Annotated in this window: 15 protein-coding genes and 4 tRNA genes; 13 read left to right on the top strand and 6 right to left on the bottom strand. The window is 47.1% G+C overall.

Annotation, left to right across the window (positions count from 1 at the left end; genetic code table 11):
* Positions 1-146: 146 nt before the first annotated feature.
* Both KW844_RS13485 and icd read right to left on the bottom strand, forming a co-directional pair.
* On the bottom strand, positions 147-1379 hold the full coding sequence (locus tag KW844_RS13485) for an NADP-dependent isocitrate dehydrogenase (protein WP_218377276.1): 1233 nt from the start codon (positions 1377-1379) through the stop codon (positions 147-149).
* A 301-nt stretch (positions 1380-1680) separates the two neighbouring features.
* The gene (gene icd, locus KW844_RS13490) at positions 1681-2949 is read right to left on the bottom strand and encodes an NADP-dependent isocitrate dehydrogenase (RefSeq protein ID WP_218377278.1); all 1269 of its coding nucleotides are present in this window, start codon (positions 2947-2949) and stop codon (positions 1681-1683) included.
* Between the two features lie 188 nt (positions 2950-3137).
* Between icd and KW844_RS13495 the strand changes: the two genes are divergently transcribed.
* From KW844_RS13495 to KW844_RS13525, 7 genes are all read left to right on the top strand, one after another.
* On the top strand, positions 3138-3749 hold the full coding sequence (locus tag KW844_RS13495) for an SGNH/GDSL hydrolase family protein (protein WP_218377280.1): 612 nt from the start codon (positions 3138-3140) through the stop codon (positions 3747-3749).
* Positions 3750-3814: 65 nt separating this feature from the next.
* Complete coding sequence (locus KW844_RS13500; protein WP_218377281.1) at positions 3815-4483, top strand: flavodoxin reductase; 669 nt, start codon at positions 3815-3817, stop codon at positions 4481-4483.
* A 141-nt stretch (positions 4484-4624) separates the two neighbouring features.
* Positions 4625-4990 (top strand): hypothetical protein, encoded by a 366-nt coding sequence (locus KW844_RS13505; RefSeq protein WP_218377282.1) that lies wholly within the window; start codon positions 4625-4627, stop codon positions 4988-4990.
* Positions 4991-5029: 39 nt separating this feature from the next.
* Entirely contained in the window at positions 5030-5827 is a 798-nt protein-coding gene (locus tag KW844_RS13510; RefSeq protein ID WP_218377283.1) for a LiaI-LiaF-like domain-containing protein, read from the top strand.
* 71 nt (positions 5828-5898) lie between these two features.
* A complete protein-coding gene (locus KW844_RS13515; protein ID WP_218377285.1) occupies positions 5899-6249 on the top strand; it encodes a DUF4288 domain-containing protein in 351 nt (116 codons plus the stop codon).
* A 13-nt stretch (positions 6250-6262) separates the two neighbouring features.
* The gene (locus KW844_RS29415; RefSeq protein ID WP_218377287.1) at positions 6263-7327 is read left to right on the top strand and encodes a histidine kinase; all 1065 of its coding nucleotides are present in this window, start codon (positions 6263-6265) and stop codon (positions 7325-7327) included.
* A complete protein-coding gene (locus KW844_RS13525; protein ID WP_218377288.1) occupies positions 7305-8057 on the top strand; it encodes a LytTR family DNA-binding domain-containing protein in 753 nt (250 codons plus the stop codon). Before KW844_RS29415 ends, KW844_RS13525 begins: the two co-directional genes overlap by 23 nt.
* A gap of 56 nt (positions 8058-8113) precedes the next feature.
* On the opposite strand, the gene KW844_RS13530 is transcribed toward KW844_RS13525, so the two are convergent.
* Genes KW844_RS13530 through KW844_RS13540 form a run of 3 tightly spaced genes read right to left on the bottom strand, consistent with a single transcriptional unit; the run spans position 8114 to position 11046 of the window.
* The gene (locus KW844_RS13530) at positions 8114-8503 is read right to left on the bottom strand and encodes a thioesterase family protein (RefSeq protein ID WP_218377289.1); all 390 of its coding nucleotides are present in this window, start codon (positions 8501-8503) and stop codon (positions 8114-8116) included.
* An 8-nt stretch (positions 8504-8511) separates the two neighbouring features.
* Positions 8512-10374, bottom strand: coding sequence for an Nramp family divalent metal transporter (locus KW844_RS13535; RefSeq protein WP_218377290.1), 1863 nt, complete (start codon positions 10372-10374; stop codon positions 8512-8514).
* A gap of 12 nt (positions 10375-10386) precedes the next feature.
* Positions 10387-11046 (bottom strand): metal-dependent transcriptional regulator, encoded by a 660-nt coding sequence (locus tag KW844_RS13540; RefSeq protein WP_218377292.1) that lies wholly within the window; start codon positions 11044-11046, stop codon positions 10387-10389.
* Between the two features lie 131 nt (positions 11047-11177).
* Between KW844_RS13540 and KW844_RS13545 the strand changes: the two genes are divergently transcribed.
* From KW844_RS13545 to KW844_RS13570, 6 genes are all read left to right on the top strand, one after another.
* Complete coding sequence (locus KW844_RS13545; protein ID WP_218377294.1) at positions 11178-12125, top strand: hypothetical protein; 948 nt, start codon at positions 11178-11180, stop codon at positions 12123-12125.
* A gap of 239 nt (positions 12126-12364) precedes the next feature.
* Positions 12365-12439: transfer RNA gene (locus KW844_RS13550), tRNA-Val, on the top strand.
* Between the two features lie 28 nt (positions 12440-12467).
* A tRNA-Val gene (locus tag KW844_RS13555) sits at positions 12468-12542 on the top strand.
* Between the two features lie 28 nt (positions 12543-12570).
* Positions 12571-12645 (top strand) — tRNA-Val (locus KW844_RS13560).
* A 63-nt stretch (positions 12646-12708) separates the two neighbouring features.
* Positions 12709-12783 (top strand) — tRNA-Val (locus tag KW844_RS13565).
* Between the two features lie 116 nt (positions 12784-12899).
* A complete protein-coding gene (locus KW844_RS13570) occupies positions 12900-13589 on the top strand; it encodes a hypothetical protein (RefSeq protein ID WP_218377296.1) in 690 nt (229 codons plus the stop codon).
* 51 nt (positions 13590-13640) lie between these two features.
* On the opposite strand, the gene KW844_RS13575 is transcribed toward KW844_RS13570, so the two are convergent.
* Positions 13641-15791: a cation:proton antiporter gene (locus KW844_RS13575; protein ID WP_218377298.1), complete on the bottom strand. Its 2151-nt coding sequence runs from the start codon at positions 15789-15791 to the stop codon at positions 13641-13643.
* Positions 15792-15808: the final 17 nt, after the last annotated feature.

A 15808-nucleotide genomic window follows, 5' to 3' on the forward strand; every position in this document is an offset into this window, starting at 1 on the left:
AACTACTACTATTGGAAAACAACCCACCAAATGAACTTATTCTAACAAACCGCCGTATGCGGAACCGCATGTACGGTGGTGTGAGAGGACAGTGAGGGAAATAATCCCTCACTTCCTACTCGATTTTATCGCCGGGAGGCGACGAATTATTTACCCAGTTTCACTTTCAGGTTGTTATCCAGTGCTTCCAGGAATTCTTCTGTATACAGGTAATCTTTACCGTGTTCTACTTTATTTCCATGGATACAAACAGCGAGGTCTTTGGTCATTTTACCACTTTCAACTGTTTCGATACAAACTTGTTCCAGTGCCTGGCAGAAGTTGATCAGTTCCTGGTTGTTATCCAGTTTACCACGGAATTCCAGACCGCGGGTCCATGCGAAGATGGAAGCGATTGGGTTGGTAGAAGTTGGTTTACCAGCCTGGTGATCGCGGTAGTGGCGGGTTACGGTACCATGAGCTGCTTCTGCTTCCATGGTTTTACCATCAGGTGTAACCAGGGTGGAAGTCATCAGACCGAGGGAACCAAAACCTTGTGCAACGGTGTCGGATTGAACGTCACCATCGTAGTTTTTACAGGCCCATACAAAGTTGCCATTCCATTTCAGGGCAGATGCAACCATGTCATCGATCAGGCGATGTTCGTATACCAGGCCGTTTTTATCGAATTCAGCTTTGAATTCGTTCTGGTAGATTTCTTCGAAGATATCTTTGAAGCGGCCATCGTATTTTTTCAGGATGGTATTTTTGGTGCTGAGGTACAGCGGCCATTTTTTCATCAGGGCCTGGTTGAAGCAGGAGCGTGCAAAACCTTTGATAGACTCGTCGGTATTGTACATAGCGAGGGCAACGCCATCACCTTTGAAGTTGTAAACTTCAAATTCCTGTGTTTCGCCGTTTTCGCCTTCGAATTTAATGGTCAGTTTGCCTTTACCTTTCGTTACGAAATCGGTTGCACGGTACTGGTCACCAAATGCGTGACGACCGATACAGATAGGGGCAGTCCAGTTAGGCACCAGGCGAGGAACGTTGCTCATTACGATCGGCTCGCGGAATACAGTACCGTCCAGGATGTTGCGGATAGTACCGTTAGGTGACTTCCACATTTGTTTCAGGTTGAATTCTTTTACTCGTGCTTCGTCAGGAGTGATGGTAGCGCATTTAATACCAACACCTACTTCTTTAATTGCGTTTGCTGCATCGATAGTAACCTGGTCGTTTGTAGCATCACGATGCTCCATGCCCAGGTCAAAATATTTGATTTCAACATCCAGGTATGGAAGTATCAGTTTGTCCTTAATGAATTTCCAGATGATCCGTGTCATCTCATCTCCATCCAGCTCAACTACCGGATTAGCAACTTTAATTTTTTCTGCCATTTCGGGTTTTTTAAAAAATTAGATTAAAAATCTATCACAACAACTTTTCAAGCAAAGTCCCTTGTTAGGGATAATCACGAAAAATACGACAATTTTTATTTCTGCAAAATTTTTTGTGTAAAATTTACATAAAACATTTGTGTGATAGTGATTGCTGTTAAAATAGTAAAGCCCTGACCGGGTAGGTCAGGGCTTTAGTGGAGATATATCCGAAGATTATATTTTGTTTGGCAGATGACACCTTCGGTGCCATCTGATCGGGTGCCGCGCGGCGCGCGGAGATGCCAGGTGCAAAAAGATATTAGTGCATCTGTTTGATCACCTCGTCAGCAAACTCTGATGTTTTCACCAGGGTGGCATCATCCATCAGGTTGTAGAAGTCGATGGTAACGCGTTTGCGGGCGATAGCAGTGCTGAGGCCGTCTACAATGATTTTAGCTGCTTCTTTCCAGCCCATGTATTCCAGCATCATCACACCGGAGAGGATCACAGATGATGGGTTCATGGTGTTGGTGTTGGCAAAACGTGGTGCAGTACCGTGGGTAGCTTCGAAAACGGCATGACCGGTGATGTAGTTGATGTTACCGCCCGGAGCGATACCAATACCACCTACCGCTGCTGCGAGTGCATCAGAGATATAATCACCATTCAGGTTCAGGGTAGCTACTACACTGTAGTCCTGCGGAGCGAGGAGAATTTGTTGGAGGAAGTTATCTGCGATCACATCCTTGATCAGCAGTTTGCCTTCGGCAACTGCCACTTTCAGGGATTTGTTAGCCGCTTCTTCACCTTCTTCCTTCTTAATTTTTTCCCAGTTTTCCCAGGTATACACTTTATCACCGAATTCTCTTTCCGCCAGGGCATAACCCCAGTTTTTGAATCCGCCTTCGGTGAATTTCATGATGTTGCCTTTGTGAACGATGGTAACAGAAGGACGTTTGTGCTCGAGTGCATACAGGATTGCAGCGCGAACCAGTCTTTCAGTTCCTTCAACAGATACAGGTTTGATGCCCAGTGAAGAGGATTCAGGGAAACGGATTTTTTTAACACCCATTTCGTTCTGCAGGAAGTTGAGCAGTTTGTCACACTCAGGAGTGCCAGTCATGTATTCGATACCGGCATAGATATCTTCAGTGTTTTCACGGAAGATGACCATGTTTACTTTCTCCGGATGTTTCACAGGAGAAGGTACTTTGTTGAACCACTGTACAGGTCTAACGCAGGCATACAGGTCAAGTTCCTGGCGCATCGCCACGTTCAGGGAACGGATACCACCACCTACTGGTGTGGATAATGGGCCTTTTATGGATACCAGATACTCTTTCAGTGCATCTAAGGTAGCTTTCGGCAGCCATTCGCCGGTTTCCTGGAAGGCTTTCTCTCCGGCCAGTACTTCTTTCCATTCAATTTTCCTTTCAGTCCCATAGGCTTTTTCAATGGCAGCATCGAACACACGCACACTGGCGTTCCAAATGTCCGGACCGATTCCGTCGCCTATAATAAAGGGAATGATTGGGTGGGTAGGGACCTGTAACAGTCCGTTGTTCATCGTTATTTTTTCTCCCGGCATAAAACAGTTTCTTTATGCGTTACGTAATTGTTGTAATCGGGTGCAAAGGTAGGCATTTTAGGCCGAAAAGCCGGGCTGTTTTTGATAGTTTTAACTTAAAAACTGATGCTGTATATAACTTTTTGCTTATGTTAGGGTTAATACTATTTTGCTGCCTGTTTTCAAGCATCCACACCAATCAACCATTTATGAATTTATCTTATCTCGCCCTGGGCGACAGCTATACCATTGGCGAATGTGTGCCCGCCGCTGAATCCTTTCCTGCACAAACTGTTCAGCAATTGCGGCAAGCCGGCATTGCCATGGACGATCCCCGCATCATTGCCGTAACTGGTTGGACTACCGACGAACTCGAAGCCGGCATTGAGCAGGCAGGAATACGCGGAAACCAGTACGATTTTGTGAGTTTACTGATCGGGGTCAATAATCAATACCGTGGCCGCAGCCTGGAAAATTATGAAAAAGAGTTCACCGCATTGCTGGAACAAGCCATCGGATACAGTAAGCTGGGCGCCGCAAGGGTAGTGGTATTGTCCATCCCTGACTGGGGAGTAACGCCGTTTGCGGCCGACAGAGATGCCGAACAAATTGCCCGTGAAATAGATTTATATAATAACGCCAATCAGCGCATTGCCGCCCATCACCATGTGCAGTACATCGATATCACCCCGTTTACCCGGGAAGCGAAAGCTGATCCATCGCTGGTAGCGTCAGATGGATTACACCCATCCGGCAAGGATTACAGCAGATGGGCAGACCGCATCTCCCTGATATACCAGCAAATGATTTCGGGGAAATAGGCACAAAAGGCGGAATTTTTCATAATTTCAGTAACAATCTCTTACTCCAAAACCCATCACGTCAAATGGAAAGCCATATTGCAAAAATACTGTCCGTGACCCCTGTTACACATGATGTAAAACGATTTAAGGTAGCTAAACCACACGGTTATACGTTTGTGCCCGGACAGGCCACGGAAGTAGCAGTCAACAAACCCGGCTGGCAGCACCACAAGCGCCCGTTCACCTTTACCAGTTTGAACGAATGGGATCACCTGGAGTTTACCATTAAAATATACCCGGAACGTATCGGTGTAACCGACCAGCTGGGGCTATGCCTCCCCGGTGATGAACTGGTGCTGCACGACGTGTGGGGAGCTATTCACTACAAAGGTCCGGGTGTATTCCTGGCCGGTGGTGCCGGCGTAACCCCGTTTATCGCCATCTTCCGCCAACTGCAGCAGGACGGGCTGCTGGAAGGTAACACCCTGATCTGCTCCAATAAAACTGCTGCCGACATTATTTTGAAAGAGGAGTTTGAAAAGATGCTGGGCGCGCACTTCATAAATACGCTTACCAAAGAAGATAACCCAGCCTACGACCACCGCAAAATCGATGAGGCCTACCTGAAAGAAAAAATCACGGATTTTAACCAGCATTTCTATATCTGTGGCCCTGATCCTATGGTGGCTGCCCTAAAAGAGCTGCTCACCCGCCTGGCCGGCGATGAAGCCCTGGTAACGATTGAATTATAGCCGGTGAGTCCGGAGCCAACCTTTTTCCAATCATTTTCACCGGCATTTTCATGTGTTTTACCGGCAAACCACTCTAATTAGCCTAAGCGCTGTTGATACAGGAGGTGGGGCAACCTATTTTTGTATCATAAAATTTCACACATGGCAAACACAGTCACACAAGTCAACAGTTCCAGAAGAGGCAGAAGCGGGGTAGGTGGTATTTTCCTGGCCATCCTCGGCATCGCCCTCCTGGTGAACATCCTCGACCTGGATGTACACCTGGGATTACCGCACTGGGTTACTTCCTGGGAGGTAGTACTGATGGTGGTGGGTTTGCTGGTAGGTATTAAAAGAAACTTCCAGGGTACTGGCTGGGCAATAATGATGGGTATCGGTGGTGTCTTCCTGTTAAAAGATATCCTTAGCGTATCCTTTTTTATTGACCGCTATATATGGCCGGTAGGTCTTATCATCCTCGGTGTGATCCTATTATCCAAACGGGCATCCGCCAGAAAAAGAGGATAATCCTTACAAACCACCATTAATAGTTATAAAATTTTTAAAATGTCAAGTTCAGAAACTGAAATAAAAAAATCCAAAAGAAATGGCAACGCTGTAGGAGGGATCGTCCTGATCCTGGTAGGTGTAGGACTTCTTTTGAAGAGATTGGATCTGGATCTGCCTTACTGGTTATTTTCCTGGCAGATGTTGCTGATCGTAATCGGTTTGCTGGTAGGTATCAAGCATGAATTCCGTGGTGGTGGCTGGCTGGCCATGCTCATGGTAGGTGGTGTGTTTCTCGCCGGCGAAATATTACAATGGCCTTATAACACGGCACGCTTCATCTGGCCGGTAGTGCTGATTGGCGTAGGTATCGTCATCATGCTGAAACGTAATGAAGACTGGAATAACAGCTGTAAACATAAATGGCACAGAAACAGGGACTACGGCAAATGGAAACACGACGAAACACAAGGCTGGATAGAAAATGAAAGCTACAACAGCGAAAGTTACTCTGATGACAGAATCAATGCCACCGCCATCTTTGGCAGCGTAAATAAACTGGTTTTGTCTAAAGACTTCAAAGGAGGTTTTGTCAGCGCCATCTTCGGTGGAGGAGAATTGAACTTCAGCCAGGCCGATATCAAAGATACTGCAGTACTGGATGTTACAGCCATCTTTGGCGGATGCGAAATCATCGTACCATCCAACTGGAATGTGATCATCGATGTGACCACCATACTCGGCGGCGTGGATGATAAACGTAATCCGGAGCTGATGCGCGCCACCACGGCAGAGAAAACACTGGTGATCAAAGGCAGCTGTATCTTCGGAGGCGTGGAAATAAAGAGCTATATATAAGTTGAAATGTCCATCGGTTAACCCCCATTTTTTTCTGAAAAACTAATTATAATCCTGTAAAATCATCGTATATGCATTGGTTCGTTGCAAAAGTTGTTTACCAGATCATCGTTGGAGATGGCAACCATACACCGCAGTTTGATGAACAAATTCGCCTGATCAGCGCTGTCACCAAAAAAGACGCACTGGCAAAAGCTCATGAAATCGGCATCCAGGAGCAATATGCTTTCAAAAATCATCAGCAGGAAATGGTGAACTGGAAGTTCATCAATGTGCCTGAAATATATACACTCGATCAACTGACAGATGGTATGGAATTATACTCCCGCATCGAAGAGCCGGGAGATCCAAAGTCTTATGTAGCCTGGCTGCAAACAAAATCAGCCCAGTTACAGGAGCAACCTATAGCAGAACTTCATTAATATAAAAATCAGCGTGGGAAAAAGCATTTATACAGGCCCTGCAAGTAGAGTTTTCACTGCCACCTTTGCTATTGCATTCGTCGTTTATACGTTCCTGTTATGGCAATGGTTCGACTTCCCCTTCTGGCAGTCGCTTACAGATAGTTCAGTGCATATCTGCCTGCTGGGTTCTGTATGTCTGCTGATCAGCAGCAACCTGGCGTATTATCGCCCTAATCGGGGTCTGGCGCAGTTTGTATATGTGAGCGTAGTCAGTTGTGCCATGACTTTCCTTTGGGTAGCTGCCTCACAGTGGATACTGCACAAAACCTTCACCGGCGACGCATACTACCTCCTGTGGCTCACCAAAGGTATTCCCATCTACTGCATTGTAGGATGGCTCATCATCACCGGTATCGGCTTCCGCAGCATCATGCTGTACGATATGGAAGATCAGCAGGCAGAGCTGCAACGGAAAGAAGATACACAAAAGATAGTGAGAGAGGCGGAGCTGTTTAAACTGCGGCAACAATTACAACCGCACTTCCTGTTTAACAGCCTCAACTCCATCAATGCACTGATAATGCTGCGGCCGCAACAAGCCAGGGAAATGGTGCTGAAGCTGTCGGACTTCCTCCGCGGCTCCATCAAAAGAGAAGATGATCAGTGGATTTCACTAACGGAAGAACTACAGTACCTGGGGCTGTATCTCGATATAGAAAAAGTACGCTTTGGTCACCGCCTTACCACCAATGTTACCCATGACGACGGCGCCGAAAAAATGTTTATGCCACCCATGCTGCTGCAGCCTGTAGTGGAAAACGCCATTAAATTCGGACTGTACGATACCATTGGTGAAATAGCGATTAATATCAAAGCATGGGCCGGCGAAAACATGCTGTATCTGGAAGTGCAAAACCCTTTCGATACGGAATTACAAGCACCGAAAAAAGGAACAGGCTTCGGTCTTTCCTCTATCAAGCGCAGACTGTACCTGCTTTTTGCACGACAGGATTTGCTTGAAACTTCGGTTCACGAAAATATTTATACCACACTCATTAAAGTACCTCAAACACATGATAAAAGCAGTAATAATTGATGACGAGCCACTGGCAAGGGAAGTAGTAAAAGAGTATCTGCTGTCGTATCCGCAGGTACAGGTACTGCAGGAGTGTAATGACGGATTTGAAGGATTGAAGGCTATCCAGCAACATCAGCCGGATATCATTTTTCTTGATATACAGATGCCTAAGATTACCGGTTTTGAAATGCTGGAACTGGTAGAAAATATGCCGGCAGTAATTTTTACGACCGCGTTTGAAGAGCATGCCATCAGGGCGTTTGAGGTGAATGCAGCCGACTATCTGCTGAAGCCTTTTTCCAAAGAACGTTTTGATAAAGCCTTGCAGAAATGGCTGGAGTTAAAAGCTGCTATTGCCGCACCGGCACCTGCACCGGATACCAATGCGTTACTGGATGCTGCCGGTAGTTCACCAGTACAAAGCAACCGGGTGGTGGTGAAAATAAACGGTAAGATAAAGATTATTCCTGTGCACGATATTCACTACCTGGAAGCGGCAGATGACTATGTAAAAGTAGTAACGCAGGAAGGAGCTTTTCTGAAGAACAAGACCATGTCTTTCTTTGAGCAAACGTTGGATGCACAACAGTTTACCCGTGTGCACAGGTCTTATATCCTGAATGTAAATCAGGTGAGCAGGATCGATCCATATGAAAAGGAAAATCATTTGGCCATTCTGAAAAGCGGTGCCAAAGTGTTGGTGAGTAAAACAGGTTACCCAAGGCTGAAATCTGCTTTGGGCTTATAATACATCCGCCGGCATCTGAACTTTTCCCTTCCCCTCCCGGGAAAGGATGGGAAAGGTCAGGCGCCGGCAAATAGTTTCTCCAGTTTCTCCTTTTTTAATATTTTTTGTACCTGTGTGCCGGTAGCGATCAATTTATCGCCCACGTGAGCGGTATAGCTGCAGGTGATGGTGTGATGCAACACACTTTCAATAGTAGCGGTAAACAGTACCCTGCTGCCGTTCAGCGCAGGTGCGTGGTGCTCCACACTCAGCGAAGCACCAATGCCTTCTTCCCCTTCCTCTTTCATTTCCAGCACAAACAGGCGGCAGCACCATTCGGCATCTCTTGCCAATGCGAAAGTAGCATATACAGGATGCACCATACCGCTGTCGAATGCGGCGCAATCGGCCGGAGTAACTATGCGCTCAAACGTTTTGGTGTCGCCGGGTTTGAATAGCTGTTGCATGCGTTAAATTATTGTACAACCAGTACGGGCACTTTTACTTTGTGCCTTACCTGGTTGGCGGTTTCGCCGTAAATAAGATCTTTCAGTCCTTTGTGGCCGTGGCCGCCGAGTACGAGGAAGTCTGCTTTTTCTTCGGCCACGATGCGGGCAATTTCACTGGAGCGCCTGCGGAAGCCGAGTACCCCTTTAGCCTTGATGTTCCTGGACTTCAGCAATGCGAGGTAGGTATCCAGCTGTTCCTGGTCTTTACGTGTTTCGAGGTCGTCGGAGTCTTTTCCAAAATACTTAGCCGACGCACTTTCTACGATATGAATCAGGATATACTCCGTGTGTTCGTTACCGTGAGCAATGGCATTGCGGATAATCTGCTCGTCAAATTTGCCGAATTCCAATGCCATGGCGATACGGTGGTATACCGGTTCATCCAGTTCTCCCAGACTCACCTGGGCCTTGTGGATGTTAGGATTATCAGGTGTTTCCGGATGTTTGCGGATGATAGGGTAGATGATCGTGAAGCCGAGCAGCACCAGGAAGCCGATACCAACAATTATGATGGTTGCATCAATGAGGGTATTACTATTTCCGGAGATGTAATCGCGGGCTTCTTCAAAAACCATTCGTGAGTTCAGGTATACCAGCACGGCAGCAATTACCCAGGCAATGATTTTCGTGGGTGTTTTAATGGCGTAGGTGCCCATGGTGTGTTTATCACTCACGAAATGTATCAGCGGGATGATGGCGAAGCCGAGTTGAAAACTGAGGAGCACCTGGCTGAATACCAGCAGGGCGCCTACTTCCTGGTCGCCGGCGATGATGATCACGAGCAATGCCGGTATGATGGCCAGCAGTCGGGTGATGAGCCTGCGCAGCCATGGATTGATGCGCAGGTGCAGGTAGCCTTCCATTACAATTTGACCGGCGAGGGTACCTGTAACGGTGGAGCTTTGTCCGGCGGCGATCAGGGCTACGGCAAACAGGATAGGGGCCAGTTTGGTACCTAATAATTTCTCCAGCAGTTCGTGTGCATCCTGGATTTCAGCGATGTGGGTGCGGCCGGTGTTATAGAACACGGCTGCTGCGAGGATGAGTATGGCGGCATTTACGAAGAAGGCGAGGTTGAGGGCGATGGCGCTGTCGATAAAGTTAAGTTTGATCGACTGGCGGATACCTTTATCGTCGCGTTTTATTTTCCTGGTTTGCACCAGTGCTGAGTGGAGGTAGAGGTTATGTGGCATTACGGTGGCGCCGATGATACCAATAGCGAGGTAGAGGGCGGTGTTATCCGGGATGCTTGGTATGAAGCCGGTTACTACTTCACTCATTTTTGGTTTGGCGAGCATCAGTTCTATCAGAAAGGAGGTGCCTACGATGGCTACCAGTGCCACAATGAAGGCTTCCATTTTCCGCATGCCGAACCGTTGCAGTACGAGCAGCAGAAACGTATCCAATACGGTCAGACTAACGCCCCAGATGAGTGGCAGGCCGGTAAGGAGCTGGATACCGATGGCCATACCGAGTACTTCTGCGAGGTCGGTGGCGGCGATGGCTATTTCTGCGAGTATGTAGAGGATGAAGTTAACAGCGGGCGGATAGGTTTCGCGGTTGGCCTGTGCGAGGTCGCGCCCTCTGACGATGCCGAGTCGTGCGCTGAGGCTTTGGAGCAGCAAGGCCATGATGTTGCTCATGAGCAGTACCCACAGCAGCGTGTAGCCGTACTTGCTACCTCCGGCGAGGTCGGTGGCCCAGTTGCCGGGATCCATGTAGCCAACGCTCACGAGGTAGGCGGGTCCAAAGAAGGCAAATATTTTCTTCCATTTCGATTTACTTCCGGTGTCTATGCTTTCGTGTACTTCACTTAGTGACGGTCCCATATAGGTTTAATGTTATAGCGGTCTGACCATTATATTTTTAGCCACTTGCTCACTGATGGTGATGGCTGGCTGATTTTTTACTTTTATTTCAATGGAGTTGTCGAATTCGTAGTGTGCGATGATTTCCAGCTGTGTGCCCAGTTTAATGCTTTTGGCATTAAGGAAGGCCAGGAGTGCGGAGGACTGATCACTGACTGCGGTGACTACGAGGCGCTTGGCGTTTGCCTGGTCCAGGGATGTTTGTGGCCTGGGCTTGGTCATGCGGCCGTTAGCGTCCGGGATGGGGTCGCCATGGGGATCTATCACCGGGTTTCCGAGGAAGTCGCTTAGCCGGCTGATGAGTTTTTCGCTGCGTACGTGCTCCAGTTCTTCGGCGAGTTCATGTACTTCTTCCCAGGAGAAGGAGAGTTTATCAACGAGGAAGCACTCCCAGAGGCGGTGTCGTCTCACCACCTGAAGTGCTGTTTTACGGCCTTCGGGGGAGAGGGTGATGCCCTGGTATTTTTCATAGGAGATGAGTTTTTTCTCTTTCAGTTTCTTGGCCATGTCGGTCACAGAGGCTGGTTTGGTTTCCAGTTCATACGCCAGGGCGTTGGTGGTAACGGCCTGTTCTCCTTCCTGTAGCTTGTAAATGGCTTTGATATAATTCTCTTCCGCAACTGATAAATTCATACAACCTAAATTATTATTTAGACAAACTTAAATAATTTCCCCGAACTTTTCTATATCCGGTATGTTTTTTGATTTTGGAGCGCACATATAAAAATTTAGTTTAATTTTCGCCCAAGAATATAAATCTACTAATGAAGCGTTATCTGTTATTATTACTGGCTATAGGTGTATTGGCTGCCTGTAAAACAAAGAAGAACCCGGGTCGTGGCGGTGATGAGCCCATGACGCGGGAGGGCTTCCGGGAGTTGTTTCCGGTGGCTGCGTTGCCATACAAGTTAGTGTCAGACTCCCTGCAACTGAAAATGGCTGATTCGCTGGCATTGGACACAGCGGATGTAAACCGTTTTCTGACGGATACGCTTACAAAAGGGGATTTTCCCAAAAATGAAAAGGTACGTTTATGGCCGCTGCAGCGGATGGAGGGTAATCCGGTGGATTACATGGTAGTAAAGGCGGCAGGTCGTTCCGGCACAGTGGCTTATCTCTGTTTTATGGAGAAGAAAAAGGGCACCTTCCTGCGGCGTATTCGTGTAGCCGATGCCGGTAGAAGCGGGGTATATTCTTCCCTGCAGATAGACAGCAGAAATGTACTGAAACTTTCTACAGAGGTACAGCATGGACCGGTTCGTGACATGCAGCGGGAGGACTTTTACAGTGTGAATCCGGATGGTTCTACCATGCTGATTATGACTAACTCTGCTAACCTCTCTGTACCTGGTCAGATATTCAACCCATTAGATACTTTACCGCGTAAGCATCGTTTTTCTGCGGACTATACCAGTGGCGATATGAGTCTGGTATCTATCCGTGACGGGGAGGATGCGAAGTCGTTCCAGTTCTTCATTACCTTCTCTAAAGACAATGGCAAATGCAAGGGCGAGGTGAGCGGTGTAGGTCAGTATGTGGCGGGCAACCGGGGTGAATTCCGGGATAAGGAAACATCTTGTGGAATATCTTTCCAGTTTTCCGCTGGCCGGGTAAGTATCCGGGAGATTGGTGGTTGTGGTGCATACCGTGGAATCAAGTGTTTCTTCGAGGGTAATTTTGCGAAGAAAGTGGAGAAGAAAAAGAAGAAATAATTGTGCAGAAAACTAACAACTTGTATAAAAACTCATTGGAATCAGGATTGGTGTTACACCAATCCTGATTTTTTTCATACTAATTATAAACCTTATCTGTAAAGGGTTTGAATGTCATTGAAGTAGACGTGTTTGCAAACTTTTAATCGATTTTTCGAAAATTTATTTGGTAGAATAAAAATAGATTATACCTTTGCAATCCCATCGAACGAAAGGCTTGATGGTTACAAAGAAAGAATGGGAGTTTAGCTCAGCTGGTTCAGAGCATCTGCCTTACAAGCAGAGGGTCGGCGGTTCGAACCCGTCAACTCCCACTTCAATTTTACTGTAAAGATCTTTTTTGGGAGTTTAGCTCAGCTGGTTCAGAGCATCTGCCTTACAAGCAGAGGGTCGGCGGTTCGAACCCGTCAACTCCCACTTCAATTTACTGTAAAGATCTTTTCTAGGGAGTTTAGCTCAGCTGGTTCAGAGCATCTGCCTTACAAGCAGAGGGTCGGCGGTTCGAACCCGTCAACTCCCACACAACATGAAAGACCTGTGGTTACCACGGGTCTTTTTTTATCGACATTCAGTTTTCCATCAAGGGAGTTTAGCTCAGCTGGTTCAGAGCATCTGCCTTACAAGCAGAGGGTCGGCGGTTCGAACCCGTCAACTCCCACATAACAAAAAGACCTGTGCGTGGCACGGGTCTTTTTTTGTGCGTAGCGTCGTGCTGTTTGCCGCGATTGAATATTGTCGCGCAAAACTATATCTTCATATATCTATACCTAACTTATGAAAAAATTTGTCACCTTCAAGCGATTTCATACTGTAGAGCAAGCGGCCGAAATTGTAACCTTGTTACAAGAACATAACATCCCTGTTGAGTATGAGGAAGAAGTGGTGTTGATGGACCACGTGTACGTAGGGCAGAACTTTGATCAGCGCCACCTGGTGAAAATTCCTGCCGACTATTTTACCCAGGCGGATACCTTGCTTAAAAGCATGATCACTGTTTCGCCGGAGGAAGTGGAGCCGGATTATTACCTCTTATCTTTTACCACAGAAGAACTAAAGGAGGTGATTGCACAAAAAGATGAATGGGGGGATTTTGATTATGCACTTGCCTTAAAACTGCTGGAGAAACAAGGGATCACTTATACCCCGGAACAATTACATCTCCTCGGAAATAAAAGATTGGAAACATTAATAAAACCGCAGGAGTTGCCAGGTCACCTGGTATTAATCGGATACCTTTCACCACTGCTGATTTTTGTGCCTTTACCTTATGTGACTGTTTTTAGTTGCCTGGGAATTTTTATTGGTGCATTTGTACGGTTAACCAGGAAAACCTTGCCGGACGGAGCTCGTGTTTATGCGTTTTCGGACAAAACGAGGGAGCAGGGCACGCGAATGATTGTAGCAGGTATAGGGCTTTCGGTTATCTGCTGGATTATCCTGTTCAAATATTTCACCGTGTTATAAAGAGCGTGGGCTGACAAAAAAGTAAACTTACTTTTTAGTCAGCCCTAAAAGTTATTTCTTCGGTTTAAAAATCCTTTTCACCGCTTTTCCTAATTTATTCAAATTCTCCAGCTGCTCCTGGATAGGCGCCAGGGTGAGGTCTTCCGGTTGAATGCCTGCTTCTACATAATCCACCGCAATTTGTTCAGGGTATAGTAACAGCACGTTGTTATCTCTGAAATGCCGTTCTATTTTGCCTGGTATATTTTCCATATAGGCGTTGTATGACAAGGTGCCTTTACGGGCTGTAACCACTGCTACCAGGTCGTTTCGGCTTACTTCCCTGCTGATGGCGAGGAAATCCTCTGTACCGTCGTACACGCGGTATTGGATCTCCATGCTCATTTTAGATTGTACAATATAGCCATCAATAATTGTTTGGGTGGAATTGGCGCAAAACACTACCAGCTTTGCTCCTGCTTGTTTTGCGAGCATCAGCATTTTCTGGAGGTAATGCAGGAAGCCTTGTTCGTACTCCGCATTTTTAGGTAAGGCCAGCACCATTTTTTTAGTGGTGTTAAGCGGGTAGAGGAAGCGGCAAACATAAACAGTTTCCCAAACACTTTGCAGTACGTTATCGAGTGTACTACCGAAGAAAGAACCGAGGAAACGGTCGGTGGCGCTGGTTTTATCGGTCCATCCCAGTATAACGTCGCTGACCATCAGTTCGGTGGCAGCGCGGGAAATACCGTCTGAAATATTCAGGTCGATGCGCGTTACTACCTGTAGTTGACTTTCCGTGGCAGCGGCATGGATGATAGCTTTTTCCATCATCTTATTGCTGGCGTGAATACTCTCTTTGGCAGCACTGTTGTCCTGCACAATAGCGAGTGGATAGATCGGTGTATTCGCTTGCGGATCTTTGATCATTACGGCAAAGTCGAGCAGCGCTTCAATACGATCGGGATGTGCAACGGGAATGAGTATACGTTCCGGCTGATCGGGCAGTTCAGGCCGGGCAGAAGCCTCTTCTATGGCCATTTTACGACCGGCATTTTCTGTTACGAACGAGCCTGCCAGGCAGGTAACGAGTATGAGGATCACTGTGCCGTTGAGTACATTCTCATCTACAATATGCATATTAAAACCAATGAGAATAACTGCGATGGTGGCGGCAGCATGCGAACTGCTGAGTCCAAAAATCACCCTGCGCTGCGTGGGTGTATAACGGAATACCAGTTGTGTAAACCAGGCGGCGAGCCATTTGCTGCTAAGTGCCATGATTGTTAGCGCACTGGCAATAATCAATGCCTGCGGGCCTTTCATCAGTACGCGCAAATCTACCAGCATACCCACGCTGATCAAAAAGAAGGGAATGAAAAGGGCATTGCCTACAAATTCAATTCTGTTCATCAGGGGAGATGTGTGGGGTATCAGCTGGTTGAGTGCCAGGCCGGCGAGAAATGCGCCGATGATGCCCTCTACCCCCGCCAGCTCTGCGAGAAACGCGGACAAGAACACCAGCGCCATCACAAATATGAAGTGAGAGGTTTTATCGTCCTTTATTTTCTTGAAGAACCATCTGCCGAGCATGGGCATCAGCCATAGGATGATGGTGGCAAAAACAGCCAGTGATATGCTGAGTCGCACCCAGAATTCTGTGTTGAGGTTGCCAGCTTCCGCGCCGGTGATAACGGCCAGTATGACCAGCACTGCGGTGTCGGTAATGATAGTACCACCTACCGCTACGGTGACCGCTTCATTTTTTGTGATACCGAGCCTGCTTGCAAGCGGATAGGCTACCAGTGTATGTGTGGCAAACATACTGGAGATCAGCAGGGTGGCCATAAAATTAAAATGCAGTACGTAGGTGCATACGAGGTATCCCATCAGGAGTGGGATAAAAAACGTAAATGCTCCGAAAACCATGCTTCTGTAGCGGTTTTTACGGAACTCGTTCATGTCCAGTTCCAGGCCAGCCAGGAACATGATATACAGTAAACCGGCTTTGCCAAATAAGTCGATACTGCCTTTTTCAATGATTTTAAAACCGTGATCACCGATCAGCATGCCGGCCAGGATAAGCCCGATGATACTGGGTATACGAAATTTTCTAAGGATGATAGGGGCCAGCAATATGATGAACAATACCAATGAAAAAATAGGAATAGGATCTTTCAATGGTAAGGAGAAATTCATTAGTAAAACCAGGCTGTGCTTCATAAAACCAATTTTTAGGG

The sequence above is a fragment of the Chitinophaga sp. sic0106 genome (assembly GCF_019219075.1).
Lineage (GTDB): Bacteria > Bacteroidota > Bacteroidia > Chitinophagales > Chitinophagaceae > Chitinophaga.

What these genes read in the sequence shown, in the direction of transcription:
- KW844_RS13485 (WP_218377276.1), bottom strand. Translation starts at nt 1,379, where the DNA reads ATGGCAGAAAAAATTAAAGTTGCTAATCCGGTAGTTGAGCTGGATGGA.
- icd (WP_218377278.1), bottom strand. Translation starts at nt 2,949, where the DNA reads ATGCCGGGAGAAAAAATAACGATGAACAACGGACTGTTACAGGTCCCT.
- KW844_RS13495 (WP_218377280.1), top strand. Translation starts at nt 3,138, where the DNA reads ATGAATTTATCTTATCTCGCCCTGGGCGACAGCTATACCATTGGCGAA.
- KW844_RS13500 (WP_218377281.1), top strand. Translation starts at nt 3,815, where the DNA reads ATGGAAAGCCATATTGCAAAAATACTGTCCGTGACCCCTGTTACACAT.
- KW844_RS13505 (WP_218377282.1), top strand. Translation starts at nt 4,625, where the DNA reads ATGGCAAACACAGTCACACAAGTCAACAGTTCCAGAAGAGGCAGAAGC.
- KW844_RS13510 (WP_218377283.1), top strand. Translation starts at nt 5,030, where the DNA reads ATGTCAAGTTCAGAAACTGAAATAAAAAAATCCAAAAGAAATGGCAAC.
- KW844_RS13515 (WP_218377285.1), top strand. Translation starts at nt 5,899, where the DNA reads ATGCATTGGTTCGTTGCAAAAGTTGTTTACCAGATCATCGTTGGAGAT.
- KW844_RS13525 (WP_218377288.1), top strand. Translation starts at nt 7,305, where the DNA reads ATGATAAAAGCAGTAATAATTGATGACGAGCCACTGGCAAGGGAAGTA.
- KW844_RS13530 (WP_218377289.1), bottom strand. Translation starts at nt 8,503, where the DNA reads ATGCAACAGCTATTCAAACCCGGCGACACCAAAACGTTTGAGCGCATA.
- KW844_RS13535 (WP_218377290.1), bottom strand. Translation starts at nt 10,374, where the DNA reads ATGGGACCGTCACTAAGTGAAGTACACGAAAGCATAGACACCGGAAGT.
- KW844_RS13540 (WP_218377292.1), bottom strand. Translation starts at nt 11,046, where the DNA reads ATGAATTTATCAGTTGCGGAAGAGAATTATATCAAAGCCATTTACAAG.
- KW844_RS13545 (WP_218377294.1), top strand. Translation starts at nt 11,178, where the DNA reads ATGAAGCGTTATCTGTTATTATTACTGGCTATAGGTGTATTGGCTGCC.
- KW844_RS13570 (WP_218377296.1), top strand. Translation starts at nt 12,900, where the DNA reads ATGAAAAAATTTGTCACCTTCAAGCGATTTCATACTGTAGAGCAAGCG.
- KW844_RS13575 (WP_218377298.1), bottom strand. Translation starts at nt 15,791, where the DNA reads ATGAAGCACAGCCTGGTTTTACTAATGAATTTCTCCTTACCATTGAAA.